Raw genomic sequence first — 16300 nt, forward strand, 5'->3', positions numbered from 1 at the left:
ATGAAATTAGCAATAGGAATATTAGTTTTAGTGTTTGTAGCTATGCAGTTTATAAGACCAGAAAAGATTGAATATGAAAAGAATTCTATTTCTGAACTACAAGCACCAGAGAATATTAAAGAAATATTAGTAAAAGCTTGTTATGATTGTCATTCAAATCAAATAAATTATCCTTGGTACTCAAATATTGCTCCTTTTTCTTGGGTAGTTATAAATCATACAAAAGAAGGTGTTAGAGCTTTAAATTTTTCTCAATGGGAAAATTATAATTATGTTGAAAAACAAGCAAAATTAAAAGCTATTTATAGAAGCGTATATTCTGCTATGCCACTTCCTGCATATACTTTAGTACATATTGAAGCCGATATTACAAAAGAAGAAAGAGAAATGGTTAGAAAATGGACTGGAGTTCGAGTACCGTGAGAGAAGAGGTTGCTGAACTTTTAGAAAATAGGGGTGAACTGCTTACTATTACGTATTTTAAACTTCAAAAATTATTTGAGAAAAAGTATGGTTCAAATGCTTTAGTTCTTATGGAAATAGGGACATTTTTTGAAGTTTATGAAGTAAACAACGATAAAGAAAAAATAGGAAAAGCAAAAGAGATAGCAGAACTTCTAAATATTCAATTAACAAGAAAAAATAAATCTATTTTAGAAAACTCAAGAGAGAATCCTATAATGGCTGGAGTTCCTGCTATTTCCCTTGAAAAACATTTGGCTAGAATAATAAATGAGCAAAAATATACTATTGCTATTATACGGCAAAAGGGACTTCCCCCAAATGTAAGTAGATACTTAGATACAGTTGTAAGTCCAGGAACAAACTTTGATTTTGTGATTTCACAAGATGAAAATAACGTAACTTCGCTTTTGATTGATCAAATAAGAGGGATTTATTTAGTTGGTTATAGTGCAATTGATGTAACAACAGGAAAATGTTATTACAATGAAGTTCATGGAACTAGTGAAGATAAGTTTTTTGCACTTGATGAAGTATTTAATTATATGAATATGCACAAAACAAATGAAATAGTTGTAACTTTTGCAGATAAGAATATAAATCAAAAAGAGGTTCTTGACTATTTAGAACTTAGCCTTAAAACTTTTCATATAGGAAACTTTAGACCAAAAATATCTTATCAAAATGAACTTTTTAAAAATGTATTTAGTATAGAATCTCTTTTAACTTCTATTGAACATCTTGATATGGAAAGAGTTCCTTTAAGTACTGAATCACTTGCAGTTTTAATTGATTTTGTAATAGGGCATGATTCAAATATCATTCAAAAACTTTCATATCCAGAAAAACTTGATATTAGTAAATATATATATTTAGGAAATAATGCTTTAGAGCAATTAAATATAATAGAAACTACACATAATCCAAGTCTAATAAAACTTATAAACCATACTTCAACAGCTATGGGTAAAAGACTTCTAAAAGAGCGACTTACTCATCCAGTTAAAGATAGCAAAGAGCTTCTTAGACGATATGCCTTATCAAAAGAGTTGTATGATTACCACTCACCAATAGAAAATGAGTTAGCAAATATTTATGATATTGAAAGATTAACAAGAAGAATAAAGCTAAATAGACTTCATCCTTTTGAGCTAAACTATTTGTATGATTCTTTGATAAGTATAAAAGAAGTTGTAACTTTTATGGAAAATTATAAGTTTATAACTCCACCTTGTAGTAGTGCTGATTTGGCTTTATTTATTCAATCTATTGATTCTACATTTGATTTGAATGTTAGTGGTAAATATATGCTAAAAGATGTTGATACAAATATGGTTAGTTTTGGAATCAACAGTCAAATTGATGAATTAAATAGTCAAAATGAGATTTTATATTCAAAACTTGAACTTTTAAGAAACCATATTTTAGCATCTATGAAAGTTGATGATTCAAACTTTGTGAGTATAAATCGACTTGATAAAGAAGGATTCTTTATATCTTTAACAAAAAGTAGGTTTAATCTAATAAAAAAAGAGTTACTAAATTCTCATTTGATTATTGATGATGAATTGCATCTATTTAAGGATTTCAATATCAAAGTTCAGACAAATTCTGTAAAAATATTTTGTAAATTAACTGAAGATGTTTCGGATAAATATGTACATAATTTACGAAAAATTGTAGAGTTAAATAAACTTGTATTTAGAGAAAAAATTCACGAATTTGAGAAAAAGTTTGCTGTTTTACTTCAAGAATTAGTTCAATTCATTGCTGAGGTTGATTTAACAGTTTCAAATATAAAAACAGCAAAAAAATATAATTATACTTGTCCAAAAATAGTAAAAACAAAAGATGATGAAAACTTTTTAGAACTTATTGATTTACGACATCCAATAATTGAAGCAAATGAGGAACAAGGAATTTATGTCCCAAATGATATTATTTTAGGCGAACTTAGTCTTGCATCAAAAGAGTATGAAGACAATATCATCATAAAAAATTCAAATCCAGTAAATATGTATAACAATAAAATGCACGGAGTATTACTCTATGGGATAAATTCTTCTGGAAAATCTTCACTTATGAAAGCCATAGGAATTTGTGTAATACTTGCACAAGCAGGATTTTATGTACCTTGTAAAAGTATGAGATTTTCTATTTTTGATGCAGTTTATACAAGAATTAGTGGAGCTGATAATATCGCAAAAGGTTTATCTTCTTTTGCAGTTGAGATGCTAGAACTTAAAAATATTTTCAATCGTGCTTCTAAAAACTCTCTTATTTTAGGAGATGAAATTTCTCATAGTACAGAAACTATGAGTGGATTGAGTATCGTTGCTAGTGCTATTTTAAAATTAGCAAAACTTGAAGCTTTGTTTGTTTTTGCTACACATTTACATCAATTACCTGAAATTGAAGAGATACAAAAATTAAAAAATATCATCTCTTTGCATTTATCTGTTTTTTATAAAGATGATGAAGATAAACTGATATTTGATAGAAAACTATCTTTTGGAAGTGGTTCTTCTATGTATGGTTTAGAATATGCTAAATCACTTCATATGGATAAAGAGTTTTTAAGTGTTGCAAATGAAATAAGAAAAAAATTAACTGATGATTATAATCCACTAGAAAGATTATCTCAAAAGAAAACTTCAAAATACAATAACAACGTTTTTGCTTCAAATTGTGTGATTTGTGGAAAAGCTTGTGATGATGTTCATCATATAAAAGAACAAGCACGAGCAAACAAAGATGGATTTATAGGACATATAAATGCAAACCATAAATACAATCTTATTCCACTTTGTAAAGAACATCATAAAATGGTACACGATGGAACTATCAATGTAAACGGTTTTGTAGCAACCTCTAAAGGTTTAGAGTTGCACTATACAAGTTTGGAAGAAAAATAGCTATTTTGTAAACTTCAAAGTCAAATCTTTGTAGTTTTTTAAAGTATTTTCTAACTCTTTTAAAAATATTTCAGGTGCATAAACTAATAGTTCATTTATCTTATCTATATTGTTTCTATTTATTTTATTATTAATATTTGTATGACTACATAAATGAGATTTTAAATACTCTTTTTCTTCACTTGAAGCGGTAGCCAAAATATGTTTTAAGTACATTTTTCTATTAGCGGAACTATCATCAAACAATAATTGTTCAGGTACTTCTAATACTTCAGCTATATATGGAATCAACTCTATTTTTATACCAATTCTTCCATTTAAATATGCATAGATAGTATTTTCAGATGGTATTTCTCCTGTGTTCTTTAATTTTGGTTCAAGAGTTAAAAGCTTTTTAGAAAACTCTTTTTTTGATAACTTATTGATTTTTAGAAGCTGATTTATTCTTTCAAAAGTCTCCATAAATGTACTTATCCTATTTTTTTGTATCTATAGTACAAAAGTAAAGAATATATATGATACAATTTTTTATTATTATTTGTATTATAGATACAAATTTAGGAAAATAGGGAAAATAAAATGGAAAAAAAACAAAAATTATATTTGTACGGAATGATATTTACAGCAAGTTTATTGATTGGAATACTATATTTTATATTCTCTACAAATTTATTAGGATAAAAAATGCAAAATAGATATTTACAAGAGGATGAAATAGATTTAAAAGAGTTATTTAAAATAATATGGAATAAAAAGCTTTTCATATCTATTTTTACTATATTTACAACTATTCTAGCAGGATTTTATATTTATAATAAAACACCAATATATGAAGTGAAATCTTATATTGAGATTGGGTATATAAACAATGAAATACTTGAAGATATAAATATTTTAGAGCAAAAATTAAAAGTTATATATTCAGTTGATGAAGCAAAAGTTGGTGAAAATAGCTTTGAAAAAGGGATAGTAAGTGCTATAAAACAGATAAAAGGTGTAAAAAATCTTTTAGAAATAAAAACAGAAAGTTACTTAAATGAAAATGCTTTAGAAAGAAATAAAGAAATTTTAATATTTATTCAAAATTTATTTATTGAGAAAATAAAACAATATGAAATAGTTTTAAATAATAGTATTTTGGATACAAAAAGAGAGATAGATTTTATAAATAATATTGAGATAAAAAATATAAAATCACAAATAGAAATTTTAAAAGGGCAAGAGTTAAAAAATATTGATAGGCAAATTGAGATTTTGAAAACACAAGATATTGAAAATATAAATAAAGAGATAAATTTATTGAAATCTCAAGAAATACCAAGCTTAAAAAAACAAATAGAGTTTTTTTCTAATTCAAAAATAAAATCGTTACAAGATAAAATTGATTACTACTCAAATAGCTTAAAAACTTATATTTTAGAACTAGATAAATTAAATAAAAATATAGATAAATCAGATAGTTCAATTTCTATGATAGCATCTGTTCAAATGTTAAATTATCAAAATTTAATAACAAATGCACAAAATCAAATCAAAGATTTAGAACTACAAATTGAACTTATTCAAACTGAAACTATCCCAAAATTAAAATATAAATTGGAAAATATTACAACAATTCAAATCAAAGATTTAGAAAATAAAAAGAAAAATATTTCAAATGTAAATATAAAAGATTTACAAAATAAAAAATTAAATGTTTCAAATGAAACTATTAGAAAGCTTGAAGATAGAATAAATATTGAATTTCAAACTAAAATAACTCAATTAAACGAAAAAATAGATACTTTGAATTTTAAAAAATCTGAACAAAATCTTAGCAATTCAAAACTAGTAGGAAATTATATAGTAAATGATTATCCTATAAAACCAAAGAAAAATTTGGTTTTAGCAGTTTCCTTTGTAACTGGATTTATATTGTCAATATTTTTAGTGTTTATTTTTAATTTTATTAGAAAAGATTAAACTCTATTTTAAAATATAAAAGCTAGAATAAGCCCAAAATTAGTTTATTCTAGGAAAAAATATGGACTTTTTTATATCAACGCTTTTAAAAATGTTTTTTATTATGACACCATTTTTTGTTCTTTCAGTATTTTTAACTATTACAAATGATGCAACACCAAGTGAAAAGAGAAAATTGGCAGTTAAGGTTACATTTTCAGTTATTGTTATATCTTTAGTTTTACTATTTTTTGGGCAACACATCTTCAAAGTTTTTGGAATAACTCTTGATGCTTTTAAAATAGGAGCTGGGGCATTGTTATTTTTAACAGCAGTTGGGCTTATATATGGAAATAAAGATGGTCAAAAACCAACAGATAAAAATCTATCTGATTTAGCAGTTGTTCCTTTGGCTTTGCCTATTACTATTGGACCTGGAACTATTGGAGTTCTGCTTGTTATTGGAGCAGAGTTTCATACTATTTCAAAACTTATTATTGGAAGTTTAGCTCTTTTATGTGCTATTTTGCTAATTGGAACGATGTTATATCTTTCAAGTATCATAGAAAAGTTTATAGGAAAAGATGGATTATTGATAATATCAAAAATAACTGGTCTTTTTTTGGCTGCATTATCAGCACAAATAATGTTTGATGGAATAAAAAGCTTTTTAGGATTGTAGTTTTGTTAATAAACAATAAATTTCTAAAATATTTATCTTTTATTATTTCAACAATATTTTTATTGTATCTTTTTTATATAATTTATCAATCTTTTTTTGTAGTAAAAACAAGATTTACAGATATTGGAAAAGCAACTTATGTAAATCAAGTAAGAGTTGATGAATATACAAAAAATCTAGCTTTATTTCTTACAAAAGATTGTAGAAATGATAAAATATGTGAAGTTCAATCAATGCTTGATTTTGTTACAAGAATTCCATATAAAATAAATGATGGAATCGCAAAAAATCCAAGGAGAGTTGTTGAGCAAAATTTTGGCGATTGTGATGACAAATCAAATTTGCTTATTTCACTACTTAAAACAAAAGGTTATGAAGCATATTTTGTTTTAGTTCCAGAACATATTTTTGTAATTATAAATCTTGAAGAAAATATAGATAAAAAAGCTTTATATGTAAATCATAAAAAATTTTATATTTTAGAATCAACAGCTACAAACTCAAAGATTGGGTTTCCTTTAAAATACCAATTTGAAGAGATTGAAGCTATTGTTGATCCCTTTATAAATAAAAAGTTAGTTGTATCAAAAATAGAGTACAAATAAATCTTATTTAAACTCTTTTATGAGTATAAATTTTTCTAACTTTATCATCAAGTGGAGCTAATAATCTATATAAAGCTGGAACTACAAATAAACTTAAAATTGTAGATATTATCAAGCCACTAATAACACTAATTGCCATAGGAGCTTTTATACTTGAACCTTCTCCAACAGAAATTGCAAGAGGAAGCATCCCTAAACACATAGATATAGTTGTCATCAAAATAGGTCGTAATCTTGATATTCCTGCTTCGATAATCGCTTCATCTAAAGCTATATTGTTTTGTCTATTTCTATTTGCTGCATCAACTATCAAAGTTGAGTTTTTCCCAACTAAACCTAAAAGTAAAAATAATCCCATCATGCTAAACAAACTCATATTCATATTAGCTAAATAAAGCCCTAAAAACGCTCCTGTAAAACTAAGTGGCATAGCACTCATAATAATTATTGGTTGAAGTGGAGATTCATATAATGAAGCAAGGATTAAATATATCATTATAATTGCAGCCATGATTGCAACACCAAAGGCAGTTGCTGTATCTTGCATATCTTTTGCATCACCTTCAAAAGTATATGTAACTCCATCTAAAAGCCATTTATCTTCATTTTCAACTACAAAACTTACTAAGGCATCTAAAGCTAAGCCATTTGTTATATCACTTCCAACTGTAACTTGTTTTTGCCTATCATATCTTTTTATAACAGAAGCTATTTCTTTACTATTTATATTTACCAAACTTGATAAAGCAATAAGTTCTTCTTTATCATTTTTTACATTTAACTGATTTATCACATCTTTATTTGTTCTTAAATCATCAGATAATCTCATCACAATATCATACTCTTTACCATTTTTATTAAAATTACTTATTGCAATTTCCCCTGAATATGCCATGGCAATAACTCTTGCAATATCACTACTTTTTACTCCAAATTTTGAAGAATTTTGTTTTAGTATTTCTATAGAAACTTCAGCTTTTTTAGGTTGAATATTATTTTGGATATTTGTTGTTCCTTCAATTGTTTTTAAATAATTTATTAGTTTTTTTGCTGATTGTTCAGCAAGTTTTGAATCACTTGCTTTTAGTATAAGTTGAAAAGGAGTCATAATCTCAGCGCCTGAATTCATATCGTCAGTTTCATTTACATTTATTTCTATATTTTCAAATATTTTTGATTTTTTTCTAATTTCTTCCATTATTTGATGTTGGTTTTTAGTTCTTTTTTCAATTGGAATCAACCTTACATAAATAGAACTCTCATAAATATTTCCATTTAGTCCAATAGTCAAAGAAGAGTAATCAACTTCATTTATTGAAAGCAATTCTTCTTGGATATTGATTGCAGTTTTCTTCATCTCATCCATAGAAATATCTGCATTTGCTTTGATAGAGATTTGAAATTGACTTCTATCTTCTTTTGGCATAAAAACCATTCCCAAGTTTGAAGATAAAATTATAGAAATTACAAATATTACAAATGCACCAAGTAAAGTTGTAAGTTTGAAATTTATAGCTTTTGTTAAAAGATTTTTATAAATTCTATCCATTGATAAGAAAATTGATTCTGTCATCAAATAAAATTTTGAGTGTTTAGGATTTACCAAAAGTGAACTAATCATAGGAATAACAGTAATTGCAATAATATATGAGATTATTACCGAAGCTACAATTGTTATACCAAAACTTTTGAAAAATTTACCTACAATTCCACTCATATTTGCAATAGGAATAAAAATGGCTAAAAGCATAGCTGAAATAGCTAAAATAGAAAAAGAGATTTCTTTTACTCCTTCAAGTGCTGCTTCATATCGACTTTTACCTAATTCTAATTTTTTATAGATATTTTCTATTACAACTATTGCATCATCTATTATAATTCCTATTGATAAAGTTAAGGCTGTAAGAGTCAAAATATTTAAAGTTTGGTCGCTCCAACCCATAACTGCTAAAACACCTAAGATTGAAACAGGAAGAGAAATAGCTGCAATGATTGTAAAAGTGAAATTTCTTAAAAATACAAATACTATTAAAGAAGCTAAAAAACAACCTAAAATTAAGTCAAATTGAACACTTTTATAAGTTGATTCTATAAATGTTGTAGTATCAAATAATAAATTTATGTCAAAATCACTTGATAACTCTTTTATATAAGGGATTTTTTCTTTTACTACTTTTGCAATATTTACTTCATTTGCTCCAGAGATTTTTTTTACTTGTAGTAAAACACCTTTTTGAGTATTGTAGTTTGCAAAAGTTCTTTCATCTTTTATTGTTTCTTCAACTATTGCAACATCTTTGAGTCTTATTCCATCTTTTATTTTTATATTTTCAAGCTCTTCAACATTTATAGCATCTGAATCAATAGAAATATTCCACTCTTTTTCATTTTGGATTACTCTTCCACCATCCTTTTTGATATTTTCTTCATCTATTTTTGAAGCTAGATTATTTAAATCAAGATTATATTTACTCAAAAGAGTTGTATCTGGATAGATTTTGATTACTTTATCTCTAAAACCTGCAATATCAACCTCTCCAACTCCTTCGATACTTTGTAAAATTGGTTTTACTACTTCATTTGCATGAAGCATTAAAGAATCAAGATTATCAAGTTTTGTTGATAAGAAAAGTGTGATGATTGGAGCAGAACTACTTGAAAATTTTTCGATTATAGGTTTATCAGCTTCAATTGGTAAAACAACAGTTGATACTTTATCTCTTACATCATTTGCTGCTTCTTCCACTGGTTTACTTAATTCAAATTGTGCGATTACGATTGATTGGTTTTTTGAAGTATCTGACCTTATAATATCAATTCCTGAAATACCACTTATTGCTTCTTCTATTTTATCAGTTATTTTACTTTCGATAATTTCAGTTGAACCTTGATCGTAAGTTGTAACTATACTAACAACAGGATAATCAACATTTGGTAAAAAGGCAATTGGCATTTTTTGCATTTGAGTATATCCAAAGAAAACTAGAGCAAATACAAACATTAAAGTTGTAATTGGTCTTGAAATGGCAAGTTTGTACATCTTAGTTTCCTTTTATTATTGAACCATCGCCAAAATTACCAACTTTTAAATCAACTCCAAAAGCTTCTGCATTTAGCTTTTTTTCACTATTTAAAGTAGGGTAAACTTTGTAAATTTCAACACAAGTTTTGTTTTCTTCTTTATTTGAATTTATACAAAACTTATCACCCACTTTTACATCTTGTGCAAATTTTGAATCAAAGGCTAAAAGAAGTTTTTTTTCATTTGAAACAAGTTTTAATAAAGCTTTTTCACTATTATTTGACATATCTCCAATTTCGATATTTTTTTCAGAAATTACACCAGAAAATGGAGCAATGATTTTCATCTTTGAGAGTTTTGCTTCATTTAGATTTATCAAATCTTTTGCACTTTTTAGTTCGGCTTCTAATTTATCTAAGCTATTTTTATCAAAAACTTCAGCACTTTTTTTATATCTTTCATATTGAGTTAATAAAAATTTGTAGTCATTTTTTGATATTTCAAGGTTCGCTTTTTCTTCTAAATCATTTAATACAAGTAAAATATCACCTTTATTTACTTGATTTGCAATATCTGTATTTATTTTAGAAACAACTCCAACTGTTGAAACATTTAAAGAGGCTTCTTTTAGAGCTTTTACTTCATAAGTTGCATAAATATTAGCAAATAAAAAATTTGCTAAAAAAAGTATTAAAAATTGTATTTTCATTTTATTCCTTTATAAGTGTTAATAAATCAATTCCAAGAGCAAAAGCAAGATTAGCTTTTTTTAGTTCAATATCATTTTGGGCTAAAATTACTCTATAATTTGCATCTTGTTTTTTTGTAAGTTCAGTTAAATATTCAGTATAACTTATCAAATTTGCATCAAATCTTTTTTTACTAAAATCATAAGTTGTATTAGTAGCTTCAAGTGCTGCTATTGCACTATCTAATTTGATTTTTGAAGACTCTAGTGATTTTAAAGCTAGTTTTCTTTCAATTTGTATAGATTTTTCTTTATATTCAATCTCTTTATTTAAGGCTAAAGTCTCTAATTGGCTAGCTTCTTTATCTTTTGATATTTTTCCAAAATCAAAGATAGGAATATTGATTTGTAAAGATATTTGATTATTTAATTTATCATTATATATTTCATCATAATCTAAATATTTTTGTTTTTTCAAAGAGTTATTTATTGAAATTGTTGGTAAATAATTATGCATTTTTTCATTGTATTTCAAACTTTGTGCTTCAAGCTTTTTTGCTTCAATATCATATCTTTGTTCTTCTTTATAGATTGGCTCCAATAATTTGTCATCATCTTTTGGCAAGATATCAAGACCTGTTAAAAGAGATAGTTGCAAAATAGAATTTTCTAAATCAATTTTTAGCGTTTCAATATCATATAAAGACTCTTTTTTAGAAGCAATTAAAGCTTGAAGTTTATCTTTTGTTGCAAGGTCATTTTTTACTAATATTTCAGATTTTCTTATTTGTTCGTCTATTTCATTTATTTTATAATTTAAAACTTCAATGGCAGACTTGCTATTTTGAAAAGAAAAATACTCTTTTATAACATCTAACATAATCTCTTGTTTTAAGTATTGAGTATTGAATTTTTGTGATTCGTGTAAACTTTTTTTAGCTAATTTATTGTTTGTTATTCTTCCACCATCATATAAAGTATATGATGCTTTTAACTCTCCATATAAAATATCTTCTGGCTCATGTTCTAAAACTTTTGAATTATTTTCATAAGCACCAATTAGATTTAAGGTTGGGAAATTATCTTTAGATGCAGATTCGTACTGCTTTTTAGCCATTTGTTGTAAAGCTTGTTGGGCTTGATAGTTTTCATTTGTTACTTCTATACTATTTAGAAGTTCTTTTAGTGAAACAGCGTATAAAGAAGTCGATATTAGAAAAAATATCAATATATTTTTTAACATAAAAATCCTTTTATTTTTTTAATTGATTTGTAGTTTGGATTAAATACTCTGTAATAGTTTTTTTCAAATTGTAATTACTCAATATCAAAGAGTGATAGTACATACCATCAACTGTTGCAAGAATGATTTTTATAGATTCTTTTGAATCCTCTTTTAAAAAACCTTTTTTTATTTCAGCATCAAAAATATCTTCTATTATTTGGTACATATCAGAAAATGTACTTTCATAGCTTTTCATCTCCTCTTTATATTTTGGATGAAGATATAAGTGTATTGATTCAAACATAATTTTTCTTGCATCAATAAATATTTTTTCTTTATCATTCAAAATAAAAGCAAAATATTCAAATAATTTCTCTAAAAAGTCATTTTTCTTTAAAATATTTTCTTTGATTATTTTTGTAAATTCAAGCTCTTTTATTTTTAAAGTTTCAAATATAAGTTTCTCTTTTGATTTAAAATAGTAGTAAAATTGTCCCTTTGACATATTTAAAGATTCTATGAATTTATTTAAAGAAAATTCAGCAACTCCTTCTTCAATGAATCTTTCATAAGCTAAAGTACATATCTCTAATCTTTTTTCATCAGAATTGATAATTTTTGGCATTTTATAACCTCTTTGTATAGACTGATAGTTTTTTAAACTAGTGGTCTAATAGTAAATTAAAAAAGCTTAATAAAGAATTAATTAACAATATCATTTTTATTTTTGATTTTAACATATAAAGATTTGTAGATTTTTATCTACAAATCTTAGTAGTCTATTTTTTCACCATTTTTAAGAATATCTTTAGAAAATCTTACAACTTTATTTCTTCCTGTATCTTTTGCTTCATACAAAGATATATCAGCATATTTTATACATTTCCAAAATTGTTCTGTATCTGCTGGGAAGAATGAGTAACCTATACTTACAGTTTTATTGAAAGTATCATTTCCATAATTAAATACTATTTTTGAGAACTCTTTATTTATTCTTAGTGCTAACTCTTTTGCACTATCTTCTGTTGGATTTCTCATCAAAATTAAGAATTCCTCTCCACCATATCTTATTATGCATTCATCTTTACTTATTAATTTTTTCATAGTAACGGCAAGTTTTCTTAAAATATCATCACCTACATCGTGACCATAAGTATCATTTACCATTTTGAAATAGTCAATATCTAAAAACATAATAGCAAATGTTACTCCATCTTTTACATCAATAGGAAGTTGTCTATCTATAAATTCATCTAAATATTTTCTATTGTAAAGCCCTGTTAAAGCATCTGTTAGATTTTTATGTCTTAAAACATCCATTAAAATTTTACTTTCTAAAATAGGTTTTGTTTCTTCAAGATATTTTTTGATAATTCCTATTTTATATTTCAAATCTTGCATTTCTTCACTATTTTTGACAACTATATGAATTACTAAATTTACTTGTTCATTTATAGGAAATGGAATACAAATATGTTGTTCTTTATCTTTACAATTTGCAATTCTACAAATTTTAGGAAAATTATTTGAAGTTACAATACTATTTAATCGTTCTGCCCTACAAGCTTCTTTTATATTTTTATCCAAGCTGCAACAAGGTTTTGTATCTTTTGAAGAGTATATAGTTCTTCTTTCATCTTTTATTAAATTTGTTTCAAATATAAAGAAATTCTTAATAAAAAGTTTATCTTTTAAGACCAAAATTAATCTGTGATATATATCATCAATAGTTAAGTCATTTTCAATAGTTTTTTTATAGTGATAAATTTCACTAATATCTTCTATTATTTCTTTTGCTGTTATTAATTTATCATGGTTTATATTTGAAGCACGATTATGAACAAATGATGTAAGATTCTTTTCAATTCCTGTTAATACAGTTTCTAATTTATCTATAAGCTCGTTTAACCAATTTGAAGCTTCTTTATCCTCTTTTAGAACACCATCTTTTGCACGAACCGAATAATCACCTTCATGGACTTTTTTTAGAACTTCTGTAATTTGATCAAAAGAACTAGTATATGGAGTTATTTTTTTTCTTAGGAATATTAAAATTATTACAAAAAATACTGTTATTGTAGCAATTACATATAGAAGGACTACTATATTTGAGCTTCTATCTTCATTTATATCAAATACTAAAGATATAGCACCTAAAACTTCCCCTTCTTGTGCATTATGACATGATAAACAGTTTGGTTTATCAAGTGATGAAGCTGTATATGGAATAGTAATTCTTAAATTTGCATTGAATAAAGATTCATCTATTACAATTTTTTCTTTACCACTATTTAAGACTTCCATATCTATATTGTCTTTAGGATTTTCATTAGCTAAATGAGATTCTCCAAATTGTTCTCTTATGCTTTTAGACCTAACCAACCACAAAGATTTTACATCATCTAGTTGGCTTATACTATTTAGGAAAACATCCCTTTGGTGCATATTTCCATTTATCATGTGTGAAGTAAGAGATTTTTTAACAATATCTGCTGTTAAGTGAGCTTTTTTCTTAACATTTTCATATCCAGTTTCTCGCGAACCAATAGCAACTAATACAACAATTATAGTTGTTAAAAGTGCTATTAAAGAGAATATTATTAGAGTTATTTTTTGATTAGAACTCATATTAAGCCTTGTGCAAAGTTTATGACTATCATTTTACCAAAAAATTATTTATTTTTTATGTAAATTTACAAAATTTTAAAAGCCTCTTCAAGGTTTATTGTTCCTTCGTAAAATGCTTTTCCTACAATTACTCCAGCAATATTTCCATTTTCTTTACAATTTTTTATATCTTCAATATCTTTTACTCCACCACTTGCGATTGTTTCAATACCTGAAGCAAGTGCGATACTTTGTGTAAACTCAACATTTACTCCACAAAGCATTCCATCTTTACTTATATCTGTACAAATAATTGCTTGAACTCCAGCATTTGCAAACTCTTTTGCTAAAGTAGTTGCTTTCATTTTGGATACTTCCGCCCAACCTTCAACTGCAACCATTCCATCAATAGCATCTATTCCAACAGCTATTGGATACTTTTTTGCCATATCCTTTACAAATTGTGGATTTTTAACGGCAATTGAACCAAGAATTAATCTATCAACTCCAAGTTCTAAATACATTTGAATAGTTTTTTCATCTCTTATTCCACCACCAAGTTCTATTTTTAAGTTACAATTTTCTCTTATTTTTCTTATTTGTTCTAAATTTGCTGGTTTTCCTTCAAAAGCTCCATTTAAATCAACTATATGAACCCATTTTGAACCTAACTCTTCAAATCTTTTAGCAACCATCCAAGGTTCATCAGAATAAATTTTTGCACTATCCATAAGCCCTTTGCTAAGCCTTACAGCCTTTCCATCTTTTAAATCAATCGCTGGTAATATATCCATTTTTTCTCCTTTTTAAATAGTTCCTAATTAAAAAGGAACCGTTTTTTTAATTACTACTTTTTATAGCTGGGATTAAAAATCCCCTAAAAAGTAGCAAAAACCTAAAGGGCTTTGAGAACAAAGCTTTTTTATTATAAGTTTATAAAATTTTCTAAAATTTTAAGCCCGTTGTTGTGAGATTTTTCAGGGTGTGGTTGAAATCCAAAAATATTGTCTTTATTTACTGCACTTGTAAACTCATAACCATAATTTGTAGTTCCTATTATATTTTTTTCACTTGTAACTGCGTGATAAGAGTGTACAAAGTATAAATAAGGGTCTTTTAAACCTTCAAAAAGTTTGTTTTCTTTATTTAATATTTTATTCCAACCCATATGAGGTATTTTTAAATCTTTGTTCATTTGTGATTTATCAAATTTTACAACTTTTCCATCAATAAGACCTAAACCTTCAGTAAATCCAAATTCTTCACTACTTTCAAAAAGAAGTTGCATTCCAAGGCAAATTCCAATCATCGGTTTTCCACTTTTTGCAAAATCTAAAATAGCACTTTTTAAATCATTGCTATTTAGGTGTTCCATCGCATCTTTATATGCTCCAACACCTGGTAAAATAAGTCTTGATAGATTTTTTATATCACTAGCATCTTTTACTATTTTTACATTGTTTGTAAATTTTGAACAGGCATTGTAAACACTTGCCAAATTTCCCATATTATAATCAATAATTCCTAGCATAAATAAGTCCTTAATAAAGCGAAAATTATATCTTTTTTAATTTTATATTAGTTTAAAAATGAGCATAAAGTAAGTGCAAATAAGACATTTACGTTATCCTTTTTCAGAGTTTTTCTAGCTTCTAATATTGTTATTCCAGTTGTGAGTACATCATCGACTAAAATGACATCACAATTTTTTGCTCCATTATATTTAAATTTTCTTGGATTTTTTTGTCTAAATTCTAAGTTCTTACCAGCATATTTCACGATATTTGAAGCTTTTAAACTATTAAAAACAGGCTTTAAAAAAGGAGATTTTAGATATTTTGCTAAAATTGCAGTTTGTGAAAAATCGTGTCTTGTGTGGTCATCTATTGGTAATGCTAAAATAGGGTGAGTAAAAGTAAAATTTAAAGCGAATTTTTTAAAACTAAGCTTTGCTAAAGTATTAAAAACTCTATCTCCATAAAAATAATACTTACTTTGGATTAAATCTTCTAAGTCTTTGTAGTCATAAAAAGAGTAAACAAAAAAATCTTTGTCTAACTCTTTTTTATAAAAATTTGGTTCAAGAAGTGTACTTTGACAAGTTTTACAAATGATAGAAAAAGATAACTTATCACAACTTGTACACTTCATAT

14 protein-coding genes are annotated in these 16300 nt (G+C 25.9%); 5 read left to right on the plus strand and 9 right to left on the minus strand.

Features of this window, described 5'->3' with window-relative positions; translation table 11 throughout:
* A complete protein-coding gene (locus CRU91_RS04000) occupies window positions 1–423 on the plus strand; it encodes a heme-binding domain-containing protein (protein WP_113893634.1) in 423 nt (140 codons plus the stop codon).
* Window positions 399–3377: a MutS-related protein gene (locus CRU91_RS04005; RefSeq protein WP_235826944.1), complete on the plus strand. Its 2979-nt coding sequence runs from the start codon at window positions 399–401 to the stop codon at window positions 3375–3377. The genes CRU91_RS04000 and CRU91_RS04005 overlap by 25 nt, the downstream gene beginning before the upstream one ends.
* On the opposite strand, the gene CRU91_RS04010 is transcribed toward CRU91_RS04005, so the two are convergent.
* Entirely contained in the window at window positions 3378–3839 is a 462-nt protein-coding gene (locus CRU91_RS04010; RefSeq protein WP_113893638.1) for a helix-turn-helix domain-containing protein, read from the minus strand. It lies immediately after the preceding gene.
* Window positions 3840–4061: 222 nt separating this feature from the next.
* Between CRU91_RS04010 and CRU91_RS04015 the strand changes: the two genes are divergently transcribed.
* From CRU91_RS04015 to CRU91_RS04025, 3 genes are all read left to right on the plus strand, one after another.
* On the plus strand, window positions 4062–5339 hold the full coding sequence (locus CRU91_RS04015; protein ID WP_113893640.1) for a Wzz/FepE/Etk N-terminal domain-containing protein: 1278 nt from the start codon (window positions 4062–4064) through the stop codon (window positions 5337–5339).
* Window positions 5340–5400: 61 nt separating this feature from the next.
* Window positions 5401–6000, plus strand: a complete 600-nt coding sequence (locus CRU91_RS04020) for a MarC family protein (RefSeq protein ID WP_113893642.1) — start codon at window positions 5401–5403, stop codon at window positions 5998–6000.
* Window positions 6001–6002: 2 nt separating this feature from the next.
* Window positions 6003–6605, plus strand: a complete 603-nt coding sequence (locus CRU91_RS04025) for a hypothetical protein (RefSeq protein ID WP_113893644.1) — start codon at window positions 6003–6005, stop codon at window positions 6603–6605.
* A gap of 7 nt (window positions 6606–6612) precedes the next feature.
* Here the strand turns inward: CRU91_RS04025 and CRU91_RS04030 are convergent, their stop codons facing one another.
* From CRU91_RS04030 to CRU91_RS04065, 8 genes are all read right to left on the minus strand, one after another.
* Window positions 6613–9645 (minus strand): efflux RND transporter permease subunit, encoded by a 3033-nt coding sequence (locus tag CRU91_RS04030; protein ID WP_113893646.1) that lies wholly within the window; start codon window positions 9643–9645, stop codon window positions 6613–6615.
* Between the two features lies 1 nt (window position 9646).
* On the minus strand, window positions 9647–10336 hold the full coding sequence (locus CRU91_RS04035) for an efflux RND transporter periplasmic adaptor subunit (RefSeq protein WP_113893648.1): 690 nt from the start codon (window positions 10334–10336) through the stop codon (window positions 9647–9649).
* A 1-nt stretch (window position 10337) separates the two neighbouring features.
* Complete coding sequence (locus CRU91_RS04040) at window positions 10338–11558, minus strand: TolC family protein (protein ID WP_113893650.1); 1221 nt, start codon at window positions 11556–11558, stop codon at window positions 10338–10340.
* A 10-nt stretch (window positions 11559–11568) separates the two neighbouring features.
* Window positions 11569–12165 carry a TetR/AcrR family transcriptional regulator gene (locus CRU91_RS04045; protein ID WP_113893651.1) on the minus strand — a complete coding sequence of 199 codons (597 nt, stop codon included), beginning with the start codon at window positions 12163–12165 and terminating at the stop codon, window positions 11569–11571.
* A 146-nt stretch (window positions 12166–12311) separates the two neighbouring features.
* The gene (locus CRU91_RS04050) at window positions 12312–14168 is read right to left on the minus strand and encodes a GGDEF domain-containing protein (protein ID WP_113893652.1); all 1857 of its coding nucleotides are present in this window, start codon (window positions 14166–14168) and stop codon (window positions 12312–12314) included.
* 65 nt (window positions 14169–14233) lie between these two features.
* Entirely contained in the window at window positions 14234–14941 is a 708-nt protein-coding gene (gene hisA, locus CRU91_RS04055; RefSeq protein ID WP_113893654.1) for a 1-(5-phosphoribosyl)-5-[(5-phosphoribosylamino)methylideneamino]imidazole-4-carboxamide isomerase, read from the minus strand.
* A gap of 131 nt (window positions 14942–15072) precedes the next feature.
* Window positions 15073–15678: an imidazole glycerol phosphate synthase subunit HisH gene (gene hisH, locus CRU91_RS04060; protein WP_113893656.1), complete on the minus strand. Its 606-nt coding sequence runs from the start codon at window positions 15676–15678 to the stop codon at window positions 15073–15075.
* Between the two features lie 47 nt (window positions 15679–15725).
* Window positions 15726–16298 (minus strand): ComF family protein, encoded by a 573-nt coding sequence (locus CRU91_RS04065; protein ID WP_113893657.1) that lies wholly within the window; start codon window positions 16296–16298, stop codon window positions 15726–15728.
* Window positions 16299–16300 lie beyond the last annotated feature (2 nt).

This window comes from Aliarcobacter vitoriensis, assembly GCF_003316695.1.
Lineage (GTDB): Bacteria > Campylobacterota > Campylobacteria > Campylobacterales > Arcobacteraceae > Aliarcobacter > Aliarcobacter vitoriensis.

Excerpts from the sequence above, each read along its gene's own strand:
- hisH (WP_113893656.1), bottom strand. The coding sequence starts at position 15,678 with ATGCTAGGAATTATTGATTATAATATGGGAAATTTGGCAAGTGTTTAC.
- hisA (WP_113893654.1), bottom strand. The coding sequence starts at position 14,941 with ATGGATATATTACCAGCGATTGATTTAAAAGATGGAAAGGCTGTAAGG.
- CRU91_RS04040 (WP_113893650.1), bottom strand. The coding sequence starts at position 11,558 with ATGTTAAAAAATATATTGATATTTTTTCTAATATCGACTTCTTTATAC.
- CRU91_RS04005 (WP_235826944.1), top strand. The coding sequence starts at position 399 with ATGGACTGGAGTTCGAGTACCGTGAGAGAAGAGGTTGCTGAACTTTTA.
- CRU91_RS04020 (WP_113893642.1), top strand. The coding sequence starts at position 5,401 with ATGGACTTTTTTATATCAACGCTTTTAAAAATGTTTTTTATTATGACA.
- CRU91_RS04000 (WP_113893634.1), top strand. The coding sequence starts at position 1 with ATGAAATTAGCAATAGGAATATTAGTTTTAGTGTTTGTAGCTATGCAG.
- CRU91_RS04065 (WP_113893657.1), bottom strand. The coding sequence starts at position 16,298 with ATGAAGTGTACAAGTTGTGATAAGTTATCTTTTTCTATCATTTGTAAA.
- CRU91_RS04015 (WP_113893640.1), top strand. The coding sequence starts at position 4,062 with ATGCAAAATAGATATTTACAAGAGGATGAAATAGATTTAAAAGAGTTA.
- CRU91_RS04035 (WP_113893648.1), bottom strand. The coding sequence starts at position 10,336 with ATGAAAATACAATTTTTAATACTTTTTTTAGCAAATTTTTTATTTGCT.
- CRU91_RS04045 (WP_113893651.1), bottom strand. The coding sequence starts at position 12,165 with ATGCCAAAAATTATCAATTCTGATGAAAAAAGATTAGAGATATGTACT.
- CRU91_RS04010 (WP_113893638.1), bottom strand. The coding sequence starts at position 3,839 with ATGGAGACTTTTGAAAGAATAAATCAGCTTCTAAAAATCAATAAGTTA.
- CRU91_RS04050 (WP_113893652.1), bottom strand. The coding sequence starts at position 14,168 with ATGAGTTCTAATCAAAAAATAACTCTAATAATATTCTCTTTAATAGCA.
- CRU91_RS04030 (WP_113893646.1), bottom strand. The coding sequence starts at position 9,645 with ATGTACAAACTTGCCATTTCAAGACCAATTACAACTTTAATGTTTGTA.